At 70.3% G+C, this 15,927-nt stretch carries 18 protein-coding genes; 8 read left to right on the plus strand and 10 right to left on the minus strand.

Features of this window, described 5'->3' with window-relative positions:
- Nucleotides 1-90: 90 nt before the first annotated feature.
- Genes G9U51_RS13690 through G9U51_RS13700 form a run of 3 tightly spaced genes read right to left on the minus strand, consistent with a single transcriptional unit; the run spans nucleotide 91 to nucleotide 4,066 of the window.
- Complete coding sequence (locus tag G9U51_RS13690; RefSeq protein WP_166197482.1) at nucleotides 91-1,020, minus strand: metallophosphoesterase; 930 nt, start codon at nucleotides 1,018-1,020, stop codon at nucleotides 91-93.
- Nucleotides 1,020-1,472, minus strand: coding sequence for a GatB/YqeY domain-containing protein (locus G9U51_RS13695; protein ID WP_166197483.1), 453 nt, complete (start codon nucleotides 1,470-1,472; stop codon nucleotides 1,020-1,022). The genes G9U51_RS13690 and G9U51_RS13695 overlap by 1 nt, the downstream gene beginning before the upstream one ends.
- 26 nt (nucleotides 1,473-1,498) lie before the next feature.
- Nucleotides 1,499-4,066 carry a transglycosylase domain-containing protein gene (locus tag G9U51_RS13700; protein WP_166197484.1) on the minus strand — a complete coding sequence of 856 codons (2,568 nt, stop codon included), beginning with the start codon at nucleotides 4,064-4,066 and terminating at the stop codon, nucleotides 1,499-1,501.
- A gap of 218 nt (nucleotides 4,067-4,284) precedes the next feature.
- Here G9U51_RS13700 and G9U51_RS13705 point away from each other — a divergent pair, with 218 nt between their 5' ends.
- Nucleotides 4,285-4,602, plus strand: coding sequence for a WhiB family transcriptional regulator (locus tag G9U51_RS13705; RefSeq protein WP_166197485.1), 318 nt, complete (start codon nucleotides 4,285-4,287; stop codon nucleotides 4,600-4,602).
- A gap of 48 nt (nucleotides 4,603-4,650) precedes the next feature.
- Here the strand turns inward: G9U51_RS13705 and G9U51_RS13710 are convergent, their stop codons facing one another.
- From G9U51_RS13710 to G9U51_RS13720, 3 genes are read right to left on the minus strand one after another with little or no spacing between them, the layout of a single operon-like run.
- Nucleotides 4,651-5,808 (minus strand): ArsA family ATPase, encoded by a 1,158-nt coding sequence (locus G9U51_RS13710; protein WP_166197486.1) that lies wholly within the window; start codon nucleotides 5,806-5,808, stop codon nucleotides 4,651-4,653.
- Nucleotides 5,805-6,788, minus strand: a complete 984-nt coding sequence (locus G9U51_RS13715) for an ArsA-related P-loop ATPase (RefSeq protein WP_166197487.1) — start codon at nucleotides 6,786-6,788, stop codon at nucleotides 5,805-5,807. Before G9U51_RS13715 ends, G9U51_RS13710 begins: the two co-directional genes overlap by 4 nt.
- Before the next feature lie 10 nt (nucleotides 6,789-6,798).
- Nucleotides 6,799-7,515: an alpha/beta hydrolase gene (locus G9U51_RS13720; protein WP_166197488.1), complete on the minus strand. Its 717-nt coding sequence runs from the start codon at nucleotides 7,513-7,515 to the stop codon at nucleotides 6,799-6,801.
- A gap of 79 nt (nucleotides 7,516-7,594) precedes the next feature.
- Here G9U51_RS13720 and G9U51_RS13725 point away from each other — a divergent pair, with 79 nt between their 5' ends.
- The 5 genes from G9U51_RS13725 to G9U51_RS13745 are packed head-to-tail and all read left to right on the plus strand — an operon-like array spanning nucleotide 7,595 to nucleotide 11,175.
- Nucleotides 7,595-8,878 (plus strand): NAD(P)/FAD-dependent oxidoreductase, encoded by a 1,284-nt coding sequence (locus G9U51_RS13725; protein WP_166197489.1) that lies wholly within the window; start codon nucleotides 7,595-7,597, stop codon nucleotides 8,876-8,878.
- Nucleotides 8,879-8,922: 44 nt separating this feature from the next.
- A complete protein-coding gene (locus tag G9U51_RS13730; protein ID WP_166197490.1) occupies nucleotides 8,923-9,081 on the plus strand; it encodes a DUF4177 domain-containing protein in 159 nt (52 codons plus the stop codon).
- On the plus strand, nucleotides 9,081-9,539 hold the full coding sequence (locus tag G9U51_RS13735) for a RidA family protein (protein WP_166197491.1): 459 nt from the start codon (nucleotides 9,081-9,083) through the stop codon (nucleotides 9,537-9,539). Before G9U51_RS13730 ends, G9U51_RS13735 begins: the two co-directional genes overlap by 1 nt.
- A 3-nt stretch (nucleotides 9,540-9,542) precedes the next feature.
- Nucleotides 9,543-10,364 carry an NUDIX hydrolase gene (locus G9U51_RS13740; RefSeq protein ID WP_166197492.1) on the plus strand — a complete coding sequence of 274 codons (822 nt, stop codon included), beginning with the start codon at nucleotides 9,543-9,545 and terminating at the stop codon, nucleotides 10,362-10,364.
- Nucleotides 10,357-11,175 carry an MBL fold metallo-hydrolase gene (locus tag G9U51_RS13745; RefSeq protein WP_328823477.1) on the plus strand — a complete coding sequence of 273 codons (819 nt, stop codon included), beginning with the start codon at nucleotides 10,357-10,359 and terminating at the stop codon, nucleotides 11,173-11,175. The genes G9U51_RS13740 and G9U51_RS13745 overlap by 8 nt, the downstream gene beginning before the upstream one ends.
- On the opposite strand, the gene G9U51_RS13750 is transcribed toward G9U51_RS13745, so the two are convergent.
- Nucleotides 11,132-11,809 (minus strand): Crp/Fnr family transcriptional regulator, encoded by a 678-nt coding sequence (locus G9U51_RS13750; RefSeq protein WP_171715581.1) that lies wholly within the window; start codon nucleotides 11,807-11,809, stop codon nucleotides 11,132-11,134. The genes G9U51_RS13745 and G9U51_RS13750 overlap by 44 nt on opposite strands.
- 29 nt (nucleotides 11,810-11,838) lie before the next feature.
- On the opposite strand from G9U51_RS13750, the gene nth reads away from it, so the two are divergent.
- The gene (nth, locus tag G9U51_RS13755) at nucleotides 11,839-12,627 is read left to right on the plus strand and encodes an endonuclease III (RefSeq protein ID WP_166197495.1); all 789 of its coding nucleotides are present in this window, start codon (nucleotides 11,839-11,841) and stop codon (nucleotides 12,625-12,627) included.
- On the plus strand, nucleotides 12,624-13,265 hold the full coding sequence (locus G9U51_RS13760; protein WP_166197496.1) for an NUDIX hydrolase: 642 nt from the start codon (nucleotides 12,624-12,626) through the stop codon (nucleotides 13,263-13,265). Before nth ends, G9U51_RS13760 begins: the two co-directional genes overlap by 4 nt.
- A gap of 57 nt (nucleotides 13,266-13,322) precedes the next feature.
- On the opposite strand, the gene G9U51_RS13765 is transcribed toward G9U51_RS13760, so the two are convergent.
- The 3 genes from G9U51_RS13765 to G9U51_RS13775 form a co-directional block, all read right to left on the minus strand.
- Complete coding sequence (locus tag G9U51_RS13765) at nucleotides 13,323-13,718, minus strand: phage holin family protein (protein WP_166197497.1); 396 nt, start codon at nucleotides 13,716-13,718, stop codon at nucleotides 13,323-13,325.
- A gap of 53 nt (nucleotides 13,719-13,771) precedes the next feature.
- The gene (gene nhaA, locus G9U51_RS13770) at nucleotides 13,772-15,073 is read right to left on the minus strand and encodes a Na+/H+ antiporter NhaA (RefSeq protein ID WP_166197498.1); all 1,302 of its coding nucleotides are present in this window, start codon (nucleotides 15,071-15,073) and stop codon (nucleotides 13,772-13,774) included.
- 132 nt (nucleotides 15,074-15,205) lie between these two features.
- Nucleotides 15,206-15,892: a TetR/AcrR family transcriptional regulator gene (locus G9U51_RS13775; protein WP_166197499.1), complete on the minus strand. Its 687-nt coding sequence runs from the start codon at nucleotides 15,890-15,892 to the stop codon at nucleotides 15,206-15,208.
- Between the last annotated feature and the right edge of the window lie 35 nt (nucleotides 15,893-15,927).

Below are 15,927 nucleotides of genomic sequence, written 5' to 3' on the forward strand. Positions count from 1 at the left end.
TGGCCTGCGCGAACTCTCGCTTGTGGCATGAGCGCGCGCAGCGAGGAGAAACTCTACCCGGCACCCAGCGGAACTCCCAATCGGGTTCAACTACCGCGCAACGAGCGTCAGCAGCGAGGCCTCGGGGCGGCAGGCGAAGCGCACCGGCGTGTACTTGTTGTGCCCCAACCCCGCTGACACGTTGAGCCACCCGGCGCCGTCCGGAGCGGCCGCCGACGGCGCGTTGTCCGCCCCCGGCCACCACCGGGACAGCCCCTTCGCCCGGTCGGTGCCGAGGTCGCAGTTGGTGACCAGCGCGCCATACAGCGGCACCGCGAGCTGCCCACCGTGCGTGTGCCCGGCGAGCACGAGATCCGCACCTGCCGCGGTGAGCGCGTCCAAGGCGCGCAGGTATGGCGCGTGCACGACTCCCAGCGTCAGCTCGGCGTCCGTGGCTGGCTCGGCAAGGGTGTCGAGGTCGTCATACCCGAGATGCGGGTCGTCGAGACCGAGCAGCTGAGTTCGTATGCCCCCCAACGAGATTCGTGCCCGACGATTGTTGAGGTCGGTCCATCCGCCACCGACCAGACCGGCGCGAAGTTCGCGCCAGGGCAGCTCCGGCACACCCATGTCGGCGCCCTTGCGATGCGAGGTCTTGAAGTACTTCGCCGGGTTCTTGAACATCGGCGCCCAGTAGTCGTTCGAGCCGAAGACGAACGCGCCCGGCCGGTCCAGCAAGGGCTCCATCGCGTGCAGCACGGCGGGCACGGCGTTGAGGTCCGAGCAGTTGTCGCCGGTGTTGATCACGAAATCCGGTGCGAGACAGGCGAGTTCGCGCACCCACTGGATGCGGCGCTCTTGGCGGGGGACCAGGTGCAGGTCGCTGAGGTGCAGCACCGTCACCGGGTCGGCACCCGCGGGAAGGACGGGCACGGTCGCGCGGCGGACGGCATACCAGTTGCGCTCGACGAGGGAGGCCCAACCGAGGCAGGCGGCGCCCGCTCCGACCAGGCCGAGACCTGCCTTGGTGGCGTTGTGCACTAGTTGGCGAGGGCGCGCTTGACCGCGTCGGCCACCTGACGGCCGTCGGCCCGCCCGGCGATCTTGGGCTGCAGCACCTTCATCACCTGACCCATGCCGGCCGGGGAGGACGCGCCGGTCTCGGCGATCGCCTCGGCCACCAGCTGCCGCAACTCGTCCTGCGAAAGCTGTTGCGGCAGATAGGTTTCCAGCACCCCGAGCTCGGCCCGCTCCTTGTCGGCCAGCTCGGCGCGGCCGGCGCCGTCATACGCCTCGGCGGCCTCGCGACGCTTCTTGGCCTCCTTGGTGAGCACTGCGAGCGTTTCGGCGTCGGTGAGCTCCTTGGCGGCGTCACCGGCGACCTCGGCGTTGGTGACGGCTGCGAGAGCCATCCGCAGCGTGCCGGCGCGCACTTGGTCGCGCCCCTTGATCGCCGCGGTGAGGTCGGACTGGAGGGTCTGCTTGAGCGTCATGGCGACATTGTCCCCCGAGGGAGTCCTCAGCCCTTCTTGGACTTGCCCGGCGGCACCGGCTTGGTCGGCGGGCTCGCCGTCGCGGTCGGGGTCGGGGTGGCGGTCGCCGTGGGGGTCGGCTTCGGCGTGGGGGTCGGCTTCGGCGTCGGAGTCGGGGTCGGCTTTGGTTTGACCGTCGGCTTCGGCTTCGGCGGCGGCGCGGTCCTGGGCGGGGGCGCCTGGGTCACCGTCGGGGCCGGCGCGGGCGGCGGCACGTAGGGCGGCCGCCCGGTGCTAGGGAAAACGGTCACCGTCGACCCTTTCGGCGCGCGGCTGCCGACGCTGGGGTTGGAGCCCATGACCAGCCCGCCCCACATCGTGGAGTCCTGTGCCGGGCCGACCGTGCCCTTGAAACCGGCGGCCTGCAGCAGCTTCACCGCGGTGTCAGGGCTCTGTCCGACGACATTCGGGACCTTGATCTGGTCACCGTTGAGCAGCTTGTCCGACGGCTCGGTGAACTTCACCTTGGGCTTGCCCTTGAGCGCCTCGTCCATCACCGACTTCCAGATCGGCGCGGCGAGCGTGCCACCGAAGATGTAGCCCTTGTAGAAGGTGCTGCCGAGCTTGACGTCCTTCAGCTTGGCCTGGGAGTTCAGGTGGCCCACCCAGATCGAGGTGGCCAGCTGCGGGGTGTAGCCCACGAACCAGGTCTGCGTGGCGCCGTCGACGGTGCCGGTCTTGCCCGCCGACGGGCGCCCACCGGCGAGGCCGGATTTGGCGGCTGTTGCGAGCGGATCCGGGCCGAGCACCTGCTCGAGCACCTTGGTCGTGGCGTTGGCGACGTCCTTGCTGATCACCTGCTTGCACGCGGTGCCGGCGATCGGGATCTGCTGGCCGGTGCCGTCGACCATCGACTTCACCGGCCGCGGCGTGCAGGCCTTGCCCTGCGCGGCGAGGGTCGCATAAGCATTGGCCATCGACAGCGCGGTGACATCGGAGCTGCCGAGCGTGATGTCGGAGGGAGTGCGGCCGACCGAGTCGCCATACCCGTTGACCAGGCCCATCTTCACGGTCGTGTCGTGCACCTTGCAGGCCCCGACATTGGACACGAGCTGGGCGAAGGCGACGTTGACCGACTCGGCGGTCGCCTTGCCGAGCTCCATCGGCCCGGCGGGCACGGGGAAGTCGTTGGGGACCTTCCACTTCTCGTTGCGCCCGAGGCCGCACTTGCCGGGGAAGTCCTTGTTGGTGAAGGTGCGGGTCTGCAGCGGCGTGGAGCCGTCCATCTCCATGTCCATCTTCGGCAGGGTGATCTTGGAGTTCACCCCCATGCCGCTCTCGAGCGCCGCGATCACCGCGAAGGTCTTGGCGGTCGAGCCGTAGGCGAAGCCCTGGCCACCGCCCTGCGAGATCGGGGTGACGAAGTTGATCGCCGACTTCCCCTTGCCCGCGTTGTTGCTGTAGTCGGTGTTCTGCGCGGTGGCAAGCACCAGACCCGTGCCCGGCTGGATGATCACGCCCGCGGACTGCACGTCGGCGGAGTTGCCCGCCGGCACCTTGGCGCGGATCTTGGCGTTCATCATGTCCGCGAGCTTCGGGTCGAAGCTGGTCTGGATGGTCAGGCCACCGCTCTTCAGCGCCGCCTCCCGCAGCTTCGGCGTCTTGCCGAGGCCCGGCTGCTGCAGCAGCCAGTCGTAGACGTAGTAACAGAAGTAGGGGTACTTCGAGGCGGCGCAGGAACTGCTGACGTAGGTCGGCTTGGTCGCCATCTTGGTCGACTGGGCGTCAACCATCTGCTGGTAGCTGATCATCTTCTGCTGGTACATCTTCGCCAGCACCACATTGCGCCGCTGGGTCGCCGCCTCGGGGTTGTTGATCGGGTCGGTGACACCCGGCGCGTTGACCACCCCGGCGAGCGTCGCGGCCTGCGGCAGGGTCAGCTGCGAGGCGTTCACGCCGAAGTAGTGGATCGCCGCCGCCTGTATGCCGTACTGCTGGTCGCCGTAGTAGACCAAGTTCAGGTAGCCCTCGAGGATCTGGTCCTTGGTGTACTTCTGCTCCATCGTGACGGCGTACTTCAGCTGCTGCAGCTTGCGCACGTACCCCTGCATGCCCTGTCGGGCGACCGCGTCTGCCGCGCCGGTCTTGTTGCCCTCGGCCAGCGCCTGGTTCTGCAGCGCGACCTTGACGTACTGCTGGGTGAGGGTCGAGGCGCCCTGCGTGCCACCGCTGAACACATTGGAGGTGATCGCGCGCAGCAGGCCGCGCGGGTCGACACCACCGTGCTCGTAGAACCGCTCGTCCTCGATGGCGACCTGGGCGTTGCGCATGACCGGCGCGATCTTGGCCAGCGGCACCACGATGCGGTTCTCGTTGAACGGCGTCCCGATCACCGAGCCGTCCGCGGCCAGGATGCGCGACTGCTGCGCGAGCGGGTTCATCTTGAAGCTGCTCGGCATGTCGTTGAACATCTTGATGCTGTTGTTGGTCGCCTGGCCGGCCGCGCCGATGGTGGGAATCAGCAGCCCGGCGCTCAGCAGGCCCATAACCATGGAGACCGCCACGAACGCACCGAGCAGGGTCAGCACGTTGGCGATTCGGGACGCAGCACGCATGAAAACCAGGGTAACCCGGGTTGCTGGGGCGGCCGGTCACCGCCGAATGCCGCGCCGGGACGCGGCGTCGGGCCCCTACCGCAGATCGCTGCAAACTTTTTGCTACTCGGGGGTTTATACAACCGTCCAAGTCTTGTAACCTACGTCTCATTCAGTTAGGCGGGGAGGTGTCGGACCTGCGGGAACGGCGCCAAGCGAGAGCAAGGAAGGTGCGCCCTATGAGCGAGGTGCTGACCACCCAGATCTGGGACGAGCACTGGGCCGCACGAGCCCACTGCCGGGCCGGGTCGCCCGATGAACTTTTCGCCAAAGGAGCCGCCCAGCAGACGGCCAAGATGGTGTGTCAGCGCTGCCCGGTCGTGGCCGAGTGCCTCGCCGACGCCCTCGACAACCGGACCGAATACGGCGTCTGGGGTGGGATGACCGAGCGTGAGCGGCGAGCGCTGCTGCGGCGCCGGCCCGACGTGCAGTCCTGGACCAAGCTGTTCAAGGCCGCGCGCGCCGACGACTTCGGCCGGTTGGACGACGCGGTCTGACTGGTCGGCTCAGCCGGCCAGTTCGGCGCCCATCTGGCGCAGGTCGGCTCAGCCGGCCAGTTCGGCGCCCATCTGGCGCAGGTCGGCCACGTCCGACACATCGTGCGAGGCCGCTGCGACCTGCACGGTCGCGATGTCCGGGTGCGACGCGCTGAACGACTCGATCAACTGCGCATGCCGTATGCCGAGTTCGGTCACCGTCGCGTGCAAGGTCAGCAGGTCCGCGGTGTCGCTGGGCTGCCAACCGCGCGGGCGACCGGCCTGTTCGGTCAGTGTCTCGGCCGCGGCGAGCGCCCGGCCCGCCGACAGGGACGGGACATAGGTCATCTGCACGCGGTTGAGCACCACGCCGGCGAGCGGCATACCGTCCTGATCTAGTCGGTCCACGAAGAACGCCGCCTCGCGCAGCGCATCGCGCTCCGGGGTGGCGACCACGACGAAGGCCGTGCTGCGATCGGCGAGCAGGGCATAGGTCGCATCGGCGCGCTCGCGGAAGCCGCCGAACATCGTGTCGAGCGCGGCCACGAAGGCCTGCGCGTCGCGCAACATGTCGCCACCGATGATCTTGGACATCACCGCAGTCACCGAGCTGACGCCGACGTTGACGGCCTTGAGGTAGGCGCGCCCACCGCGCCGGGCCGGTGCCCCGAGCAGCCGGATCACCTTGCCGTCGAGGAAGCTGCCGAGCCGTTGCGGTGCGTCCAGGAAGTCCAGCGCCGACCGCGAGGGCGGGGTGTCCACCACGATCAGGTCCCAACGCGGTGACCCGTCCGCGGCCCGCTCGGCGTGTAACTGTCCGAGCCGCTCCATCGCCATATATTCCTGCGTGCCCGCGAACGAGCTGGAGACCGCTTGGTAGAAGGGGTTGGCCAGGATCTGCTGGGCCTTGGCCGGCTCCGCATGCCGCAGCACCACCTCATCGAAGGTGCGCTTCATGTCGAGCATCATCGCGTCGAGGCGGCCGCCATTGGCGGGGTCGATCGCGGTCACCTGGGCCGGCTCGTTGCCGAGTTGCTCCAGCCCGATCGCCTGCGCGAGCCGCTTGGCCGGGTCGATGGTGAGCACGGCGACCGAGCGGCCGGACTCGGCGGCCCGGACCGCGATGGCCGCGGCGGTGGTGGTCTTGCCGACACCCCCGGCGCCGCAGCACACGATCGTGCGCAGGTTGGGGTCGTCGATCAGGGCGCCGATCTGCAGGTCGGTCATCGCATCTCCTCCCGGATGACGGTCGCGAGCGTCCCGAGACCGCCCGCCTCGATCCCGGCGGGCAACAGCGGCAGGTGGCAGGTCGGCATACCGAGGGCATCGAGCGCGGAGCGCTGCTCGTCCTGCAGCGCCAGCCGGTCGCGCAGGTCCAGGCCGCCCTGGGTGAGTCCGCCGACGAGGGTGGGCCCGACGCGCAGGCCGGCCGTGCGCAGGTCCTCTTCGAGCGGGGCGATGGCGCTGTCGTCGGCGAGCATGTCCAGGGCCTCGGGGCGCAGCAGCGGCGCCCGCTCGGCGTTGACGAAGAGCTCGCCGAGTCGCAAACCGAGGCCGCGCAGCTCGTCGGCCGCCTCGACGGTCTCCTGCACGGGCATCTCCTCGAGCAAGGTGACCAGGTGGACCCGCGTCGCGGGGCCGCGCAGCAGCGCCATCATGTCGTCCGCTTGCGATTTCACCGGCCCGGCCTTGGCCAGGTGGGCGACCTCCTCGGACACATTGAGGAATTTGCCGACCCGCCCGGTCGGCGGCGCGTCGAGCACGACCGCGTCATAGATCTGCTGGTCCTGCGCGCCGCGGCGGCCGGTGCGGCGGCGGACCGCTTCATAAACCCGGCCGAGCAGCAGCACATCCCGCACGCCGGGCGCCAGGGTGGTGGCGAAGTCGACCACGCCGAACCGGTCGAGCACACTGCCGGCCAGCCCGAGCTTGTAGAACATCCGCAGGTATTCGGCGAAGGCGACCTTGGCGTCGACCGACAGGCCCCACACCTGGCCGCCGTCCAGCCCGCGGGCGACGCGGACCTCCCGCTCACCGAGCGGTGGCACGTCGAAGACCTGGCACAACCCCTGCCGGCCTTCCACCTCGGCCACCAGGACGTGCTGCCCCTGCGCGGCGAGCGCGGTCGCCAGTGCGGCGGCGACCGTCGTCTTGCCGGTGCCACCCTTGCCCGTCACGATGTGCAGCCGCACCCCGTCCCACGTCATACCGGTCAGGCTAAATGGCGAGCAGCGAGCGGACGGCGTCGAGGGATGTGACGAAGGCCTCGGTGCGTGGGTCGATCGGTGCGTAGTGGTCGACGCCGGGCAGCTCACGCAGGGTGCTGCCCGGCACCGCGCGGTGGTAGCTGCGCGACACCTCGACCGGCACTTGCTCGTCGCGATCCCCGTGCAGAGCGATCACCGGCGCAGGTGCGGCGCCAAGGAGCAGCGGGTCGGCGTCCGCCGGGGTCGGGCCACCGAAGAGTGCCTCGACCGCGCCATTGCCGAGGTCGAGCTCACGGCACAGCGCCAGGTCGAGGCAGCCGCCGAGAGAGACCGCACCGGCGAGGCCGGCCGCGATGCGCTGGTGCAACGCCCACGCCACGAGTTGGCCGCCCGCCGAATGACCGACGAGCACAGCCCGCTCCGGCAGGTGCGGGTGGGAGCGGATGGTGGCCAACGCGGCGCGCAGGTCGGCGGCCAGGTGCGGCCAGCCGGCCCGCCGGGCCCGCCGGTATTCCGGCACGGCCACGTGGAAGCCGGCCTCGGCGAAACCCTCCGCCTGCGCCGCGGCATGACTGCGGTCGTATGCCGGCTTCCAGAACCCGCCGTGCACCACGATGACGAGGGCGCCGAGGGCGGGCACGCGAGGCAGGCGGACGTCATACACCTGGTCGGCGAAGGCGCCGTAGGAGATCGTCTCGTCCGGTCGCCGGGTGACCCTGTCGGTCATCGGACCTCCTACTTGCGCGTACCGTCGGCACGGGCCTAGGCATGGCCCGATCAATTGCTTGCGAGCCTAGGAGGCGAGGATGCGTCAGACGCCATTGCGTCCGGTGCAGGGCAGCGGTGCTGCCCACGTGGTGGTCATCGGCGGCGGAATGGTCGGTCTGTCGACCGCGTGGTTCCTGCAGGAGCGTGGCGTCGAGGTGACGGTCGTCGAGCGCTCGAGCATCGCCGCGGGCAGCTCGTGGGGCAACGCCGGCTGGATCTCGCCCGGGCTGTGCGTGCCGCTCTCGGACCCCTCGGTCCTCAAATACGGCCTCAAGGCGGTGCTCGACCCCAACTCGCCGCTCTTCGTGCCGCTCACCCCGGACCGCCACCTGGCGTCCTTCATGCTCGGCTTCGCGCGCCGCTGCACCCCGGGTCAGTGGAAGCGCACGATGGACAAATTCGTGCCCGTCAACCGGCTGGCGATCAGCGCCTACGACGAGCTGGAAACCGGTGGCGTGCAAGCGGTTTCGCATGACGCGCCGATCATGGCGGCCTTCCGGCGCGCCGCGGACGCCGCCGGTCTGGAGCACGAGATCGAGCTGATCCACGAGGCCGGTCTGGAGCTTGAGGCGACCGAGGTCGACAACGCCACGCTGCGCGCCGAACTGCCGATCGTCAGCGCCGACGTCGAGCGGGCGATCCGGCTCGGCGGCCAGCGCTATATCGATCCGGGCGCGTATGTCGAAGCCCTCGCCTCCGCGGTCGAGCAGCGCGGCGGGCGGATGGTCATCGGGTCCAACGCCCGCGCGCTGCGGCACGGCCCGCACGGTGTCACCGTCGAGATGGTGAGCGGCGAACCGATCTCCGGCGACGCGGTGGTCATCGCGACCGGCGCGTGGCTGCCGACCCTGGCCAAGCCGTGCGGCGTCAGGGTGCCCTTGCGGGCCGGGCGCGGTTACTCGTTCTCGGTGGCGGTCACCGAGGCATCCGCCCGGCCGGTGCCCTGCCCGGTCTACTTCCCCTACGAGCGGGTCGCCTGCACGCCGTATGGCGATCGCCTGCGCGTCGGCGGCACGATGGAGTTCGCCGGCACCGAGGACCCGCTCAACCCCGACCGGGTGGACGCGATCGTCCGCTCCGCGACGCCGTTGCTGTCCGGGGTCGACTGGGATGACCCGCGCGATGTGTGGGTGGGTTCGCGGCCGGTCACCGTCGACGGGTTGCCGCTCATCGGCGCGACCAAGGTGCCCAATGTCTATGTCAACGGTGGGCACGGCATGTGGGGCATCACCCTCGGGCCGCTGTCGGGCAAGCTGCTCGCCGAGCAGATGGTGACTGGCGTGGTGCCGGAGCAGCTGCGCCCCTTCAACCCCACGCGCTGACCGCACTACCGTTGCGGCATACGACCTCGACGAAGGAGAACGACGTGACCAAGTGGGAGTACGCGACCGTGCCCCTGATCGTGCACGCGACCAAGCAGATCCTCGACCAGTGGGGCGAGGACGGCTGGGAGCTCGTGCAGGTGCTGAGCGGCGACAGCGGCAACCTGGTGGCCTACCTCAAGCGACCCAAGGGCGGTCAGTGATGTCGCAGGTCGAGGACCGGCTCGCTGAGCTTGGGCTGAGCATCCCCGCGGTCGCCGCGCCCGTCGCCGCCTATGTGCCGGTGATCCGGGACGGCAACCTGGTGATGACCTCCGGCCAGCTGCCGATGATCGACGGCGAACTCGCCGCCACCGGCAAGGTCGGCGCCGAGGTGTCGCAGGAGGACGCGTCCAAGCACGCCCGCACCTGCGCGCTCAACGCGATCGCCGCGGTCAAGAGCATCGTGGACGACCTCGACACCGTCCGGGTGATCAAGGTGGTCGGCTTCGTCGCGAGCGACCCGTCGTTCACCGGTCAGCCGGGTGTCATCAACGGCGCCTCCGAGCTCATCGCGCAGGCCTTCGGCGACAAGGGCCAGCACGCCCGCTCCGCGGTGGGCGTGGCGGTGCTGCCGCTCGACGCGCCGGTCGAGGTCGAAATCACCTGCAGCGTCTCCTGAGGTATGCCGGAAGTCGTGGTCCGGGGGGCGCTCGCCGAGTCGGCCCGTGCCTGGCTGGCGGCTGGGCGCCCCACCGGACCACCGCCGCGGCCAGCGTCGACGGTGATGCTGGTGCGCGATGCCGAAACACCCTGTGGCACAGAGGTTTTCATGCTGCGCCGGGTGTCCTCGATGGCGTTCGCGCCGTCGATGTGGGTCTTCCCCGGGGGTGGCGTCGACCCGCGTGATGCGGGAGCCAGTGACTGGGTGGGGCCGGAGCCACCGGCCTGGGCGGCCCGGATGGAGGTGCCTGCGGCGACCGCCGCGGAGCTGGTGATGGCTGCGGCCAGGGAGGTCTTCGAGGAGACCGGAGTGCTGCTCGCGGGCTCGCCGACGGCGGTGGCCGCCCCGGCCGCCGACTGGCCGGCCGCCCGGGAGGCGCTGGTCGCCCGCGAGCTGTCCTTTGCCGAGTTTCTCGCCGCTCGGGGGCTGCGGCTGCGCGCCGACCTGCTGGCGCTGCAGGACCACTGGATCACTCCCGAATTCGAGCCCCGGCGCTATGACACCTGGTTCTTCGCCGCGGTGATGCCGCAGGGGCAGATCGCCGACGACGCGACCAGCGAGACCGACCTGGCCGAATGGGTGGACCCGGAGCGGCTGCTCGCCCAGGCCGAGGCCGGCGAAGCCGCGATGCTGCCCCCGACGGTGACCCAGCTGCGCCGGCTGGTGGGGGCGTCCTCGGTGGCGGACTTCGTTCGCCACCGCGAGCCGGTGCCGACGATCATGCCCGTGGCGGACCTGCGCGGCGAGGATGTCGTGCTGCGAACGGAGAACGCTGGTGAGTGACACCCCCTGGACCGGAGGCCGCGTGAGCGAGCGCGCCACGGTCGTGTTGTGCCCCAACCCGGGACCGATGACCCTCGAGGGCACCAACACCTGGGTGCTGCACTCACCCTCCACGAACGAAGCGGTCGTCATCGACCCCGGCCCGCTCGACGAGGACCACCTGCAGCGGGTGCTGCGGTATGCCGACGAGCTCGGCGCCCGGATCGCCCTCACCCTGCTCACCCATCACCACCACGACCACGCCGAATCGGCCGACCGCTGGGCCACGCTCACCGGTGCGCCGATCCGCGGCGCCGGGCGGGGTCGCCCCTTCGTCCACGAGGAGCGGATCGAGGTGGGCGACATCACGATCCGGGTGCTGCTCACCCCGGGGCACACCGCCGACTCGGTGTCCTTCGTCTGGGCTGCGGAGCGCCTGATGCTCACCGGCGACACCGTGCTCGGGCGCGGCACCTCGATCGTCGCCCATCCCGACGGTGCGCTGCGCCCCTACCTGGCCTCGCTCGACCTGCTGCTCGAGGCGGCGCAGGCCGCGCCCTTGCGTCTCGGGCCGGGACACGGCCCGGTGCACGAGGACGCGAAGGCCGTGCTGTCGGCATACATCTCACATCGGCGCGACCGGCTGGAGCAGGTGCGCACGGCGCTGCGAGAAGGAGCGCAGGACGCCCCGGATGTGGCGCAGGCGGTCGTCGAGCGGGTGTATGCCGAGGTGCCCCGGTCGGTCTGGCCGGCCGCCAAGGCGACCGTGCAGGCGCAGCTGGACTATCTCAGCGAGCCCGGCGCTGCAGCCGCTCCACGTCCAGCAGAGTGACCGCGCGCGCCTCGAGCTTGATCCACCCGCGGGCGGAGAAGTCAGCGAGCGCCTTGTTGACGGTTTCGCGGGAGGCGCCGACCAGCTGGGCGAGCTCCTCCTGGGTGAGGTCGTGCCCGACCAGGACCCCGTCGTCGACCGGCTGACCGAATCGCTGCGACAGGTCGATCAGCGCCTTGGCGACGCGGCCCGGCACGTCGGTGAAGACCAGGTCGCCGAGTGCCTCGTTGGTGCGGCGCAGGCGGCGCGCCAAGGCGCCGAGCATCGTCATCGCCACCTCGGGCCGGGTCTTGAGGAAGTCCGCCATCGCCTCGTGGCCGAGGCCGACGAGCTCGGTGTTGGCCACGGCCGTCGCGGTCGCGGTGCGCGGGCCCGGGTCGAACAGGCTGAGCTCGCCGAGCATCTCGCCGGTGCCGAGGATGGCCAGCAGGTTCTCCCGGCCGTCGGGGGAGGTGCGGCCGAGCTTCACCTTGCCGTCGGTGATGACGTAGAGGGATTCGCCCTTCTCGCCCTCGTGGAACAGTTCCTCACCGCGGTGGATCGTGCGTGACTGCATGCTGGCCAGCAAGGCCTCGGCGTCATCGTCGGTCAAGGCGGCAAACAAGGGCGCTCGGCGCACGGCTTCGGTGTCCACGACCAGCATCCTGCCACGCGCGCAACGTGATGTCGGCCACCTCGCCTATCGTGGCCGGCGTGAAGCGTCTCGACCTGGCGACGGAGACCCCGGTGGCGCGCACTCGCCGGGCTCGCCGCACCTACCGGACTCTGCTCGATTTCTACCCCTACGCGCATTGCGAACTCGACTTCGAGACGCCGCTGCAACTGCTCGTCGCGACGATCCTGTCGGCCCAGACCACCGACGTCGGGGTCAACAAGGTGACGCCGGTGCTCTTCGCCCGCTATCCCGACGCGGCGGCGCTCGCCGGAGCGGACCGCACGGAGCTGGAAAATCTGCTGCGACCGACCGGCTTCTTCCGGGCCAAGGCGAACTCGGTGCAGCAACTCGGCGCCGCGCTGGTGGAGCGGTATGACGGCCAGGTCCCGCCCCGCTTGACCGACCTGGTGACGCTGCCCGGGGTGGGTCGCAAGACCGCGAATGTGGTGTTGGGCAACGCTTTTGACATCCCCGGCCTGACCGTCGACACCCACTTCGCCCGGCTGGTGCGCCGGCTCGGCTGGACCACCGAGACCGACCCGGTCAAGATCGAGGCGGCCATCGGGTCGATGTTCCCGCGCAAGGATTGGACGATGCTCAGCCATGTGCTGATCTTCCACGGCCGGCGCATCTGCCACGCCAAGCGCCCTGCCTGCGGAGCCTGCCCCGTCGCGCGCTGGTGTCCGTCATACGGCGACGGCGAGACCGACGAGACCACGGCGCGCAAGCTGCTGAAATTCGAGCTCGCGCCCGGTCGCGAGGACGAGCTCGCCCGGCTGCGCGAGGACGCCGTATGACGGCTGCCCCGGTCCCGGGGTGGCTCGCCGACCTGCCCGCTCATGCCGCCCGCGAGGGTGGCTTCTTCGCTGGTTTCGGGCCGATCGAGGGGCGGCATTCGGCGGTGCTGTTGCTCTTCGGTCCGCACACCGGCGGTGGCGAGGATGTCGTGTTGACCGAGCGGTCGGCGACCCTGCGCCAGCATGCCGGGCAGGTGTCCTTCCCGGGCGGCACGGTCGACGCGGGGGACGCCGACGACGCCGACACCGCGCTGCGCGAGGCGTGGGAGGAGACCGGGCTGGAGCGCTCGGCCGTCGAGGTCATCGGCACGCTGCCGGCGATTCCGTTGAGTGTCACCGGTTTTCGCGTGGTGCCGGTGGCGGCCTGGTGGCCGGACCCGCACCCGCTCGGTGTGCGCGACCCGGCCGAGGTGGCGCGGGTCGAGCGGGTGTCGCTGGCCGCCTTGGCCGATCCGGCGCATCGGTTCACCGCGACCCATCCGCGGCGTGGGTTCGCCGCGCCGGCCTTCGAGATCGACGGGCTCTACGTGTGGGGGTTCACCGCGATCGTGCTCGACGCGCTGCTGCACCTGTCGGGTTACGAGCGCCCCTGGGACACCGACGACCGACGTCAGGTGCCCGATCGCTTCCTGCGCTGACGACAACACCCGGGTGAGTGCCGCGGTGGCACTCGCCCGGGTGTTGGAAGCGTTGGCTCAGCTGGCCTTCGGCGGCTTGAGCGCCGAGACGGTCTTCTGGGCGTTGGCGATCGTGCGCTCGGGCTTGCCGCGCACCTTGCTGAGCGCGCTCTTGCCGAGCAGGGCCAGCACGATGGTGATGATCAGCAGCACGACGGCGACGATCAGGAAGCCCAGCCAGGTCGGCAGACCCGCGGCGACGAGTCCCCACGCGGCGGTGGTGAGGAAGAACCCGAGGGCGAAGAGGCCGAAGAGCCCGGCGCCGGCCAGCAGCCCGGCCCCCTTGCCGCCCTTGGCGACGTCAGCCTGGATCTCGAGCTTCGCGAGCTGGATCTCGCCCTTGACGATCGAGGAAAGGTCACCCGATGCGTCGGCGACGAGTTGGCCGAGCGTGCGCTCGTTATCGCGGGCCATGTGCACTCCTTAACGGTCCGTCGTGACGGCGCCGAAGCGCCGCGGTTCGCCCGCTACCTTAGCGAGCCACCGGGGGCGCGAGTGGCCTGATAGCAATCTGGGATGCCGTCGTGGTCGTCGTCACGGGTCTCGGTCTCCTCGATCCGGCGGTATGCCGCATTGCGCGTGCGCAGCACGACGGCCGCCAGGACCGCCGCGACGAGTGAGGCGGCGAGCACGCCGACCTTGACGTGGTCGTCGGTGACGCTGCCCTCACCGAAGGCGAGTTCGCCGATCAGCAACGACACGGTGAACCCGATGCCGGCGAGCAGAGCGATGCCCACGACGTCCATCCAGGCGAGGTCGTCGTCCAGCTCGGCGCGGGTGAACCGCGCGGTGAGATAGGTGCCGGCGAAGATGCCGACGAGCTTGCCCAGCACCAGGCCGACGACGATGCCGATGGTCACCGGGTCCTTCACGGTGTCGCCGAAGCCGCCGCCGACCACGGTGACGCCCGCGGCGAAGAAGGCGAAGACCGGCACGGCGACACCGGCCGACAGCGGGCGCACGCGGTGCTCGATCCGGTCGGCCAGCCCCTCGGTCTCGCCCTCGCGTTTGCGGGAGGGCACCAGCAGACCCAGCGCGACACCGGCGATGGTGGCGTGCACGCCGGAGTTCAGCACCAGCGCCCAGGTGACCAGGCCCGGCACGATGAGCAGGATCGGCGGGATACGCCGGGTCTTGGCCATCAGCCGGAAGACCACCAGGCCCACCACCGCCAGACCCAGCAACCGCAGGTCGATGCCCTCGCTGTAGAAGATCGCGATGATCGTGATGGCGATCAGGTCGTCGACCACGGCGAGCGTCAGCAGGAACGATCGCAGGGCCGAGGGCAGGTGGGTGCCGATCACCGCGAGCACGGCGAGCGCGAACGCGATGTCGGTCGCCGTGGGGATCGCCCAGCCCTTGAGTTGACCGCCCAAGGCGAGCTGCGTTCCGGCATACAGCAGGGCGGGAAGAGCGACGCCGGCGACGGCGGCGACCACGGGCACGGTGGCCTTGGCCGGATCGCGCAGGTCGCCGTGCAGGAATTCGTGTTTGAGTTCGAGGCCGACGACGAAGAAGAAGATCGCAAGCAGGCCGTCGCTGGCCCAGTGTGAGACCGACAGGTCGAGGCCGAGCGAGGCGATGCCGAAGTGCAGGTTGGCGAGGTCGTCGTAACCGTCGCGCCAGGGGGAGTTCGCCCAGATGAGAGCGAGCACGGTGGCGAGCAGCAGCAGTGCGCCACCGACGGTCTCTTGGCGCAGCAACGCGGTGACGCGCTGGACTTCGGGCCAGTCGGAGCGGCTGAAAAGGCGGGGGGCGGGCGAGCGCATGTGGCCTCCTCGGGCAGAGGGGGTCGGGAATGGGACATGCCGACCAGACTTCCCGGCTCACCAGTCTCGATCCTATCGACTCCGGCGGGCCCCGGCCGAATCGTCTCGTTGCCGTGAGTCAACACGATCGTCTCAGGCGTCGGTGAAGCCGACCGTGCGGGCGATCGCGCCGAACTCGTATGCCGCTGCCGCGTCCGCCGGGTCGAAGGTGCCCTTGAGCTGCCCGGTGAGCTCGAAGCTCACGAACCCGTAGATCGCCGACCAGCCGTGGAGCAGGGCGAGCATCGCCGCCGGCGAGAGATTCAGCCCGAGTTGACCGACCGTCGAGCGGAGTTGGCCGGCCAGGTCGCGCGGGATTCGGCTCGGAGCCGGCGGGTCGAGCGTGCCGGCCGCCTCCGCGGCCGCGACCAGGGTGGCGAGGGTGGCCGGCACGCGTGCCGCGGGCGCGATCGTCGACTCCGGGGCCTCGTATCCGGGGACTGGTGTGCCGTAGAGCAGCGCATATTCGTGCGGGTGGTCTCGACCCCAGTCGCGGATGGCGTGCGCCGCGCGGACGAAGCGGCGACCAGGCGTGGTCCGCGCTGCGGCGGCGGTCTCGACCGCGGAGCCGACGGCGTCATACGCCTCGATGATGAGCGCGGTCAGCAGGTCGTCGCGACTGGCGACATAGCGGTAGACGGCAGAGGAGACCATCCCGACGTCGCGGGCGACGGCTCGCAGCGACAGCCCGTCGGCGCCGTGCTCGGCGAGCTGGCGTCGTCCTGCTTCGAGGATGCGTGCGTGGGCCTCGGCGTGGGCGACCTGGCGCGGGGTGGGCATGGAACCCAGTAGACCAGAGCGACGCTCACAAGTGA

This window comes from Metallococcus carri, assembly GCF_011440275.1.
Lineage (GTDB): Bacteria > Actinomycetota > Actinomycetes > Actinomycetales > Dermatophilaceae > Metallococcus > Metallococcus carri.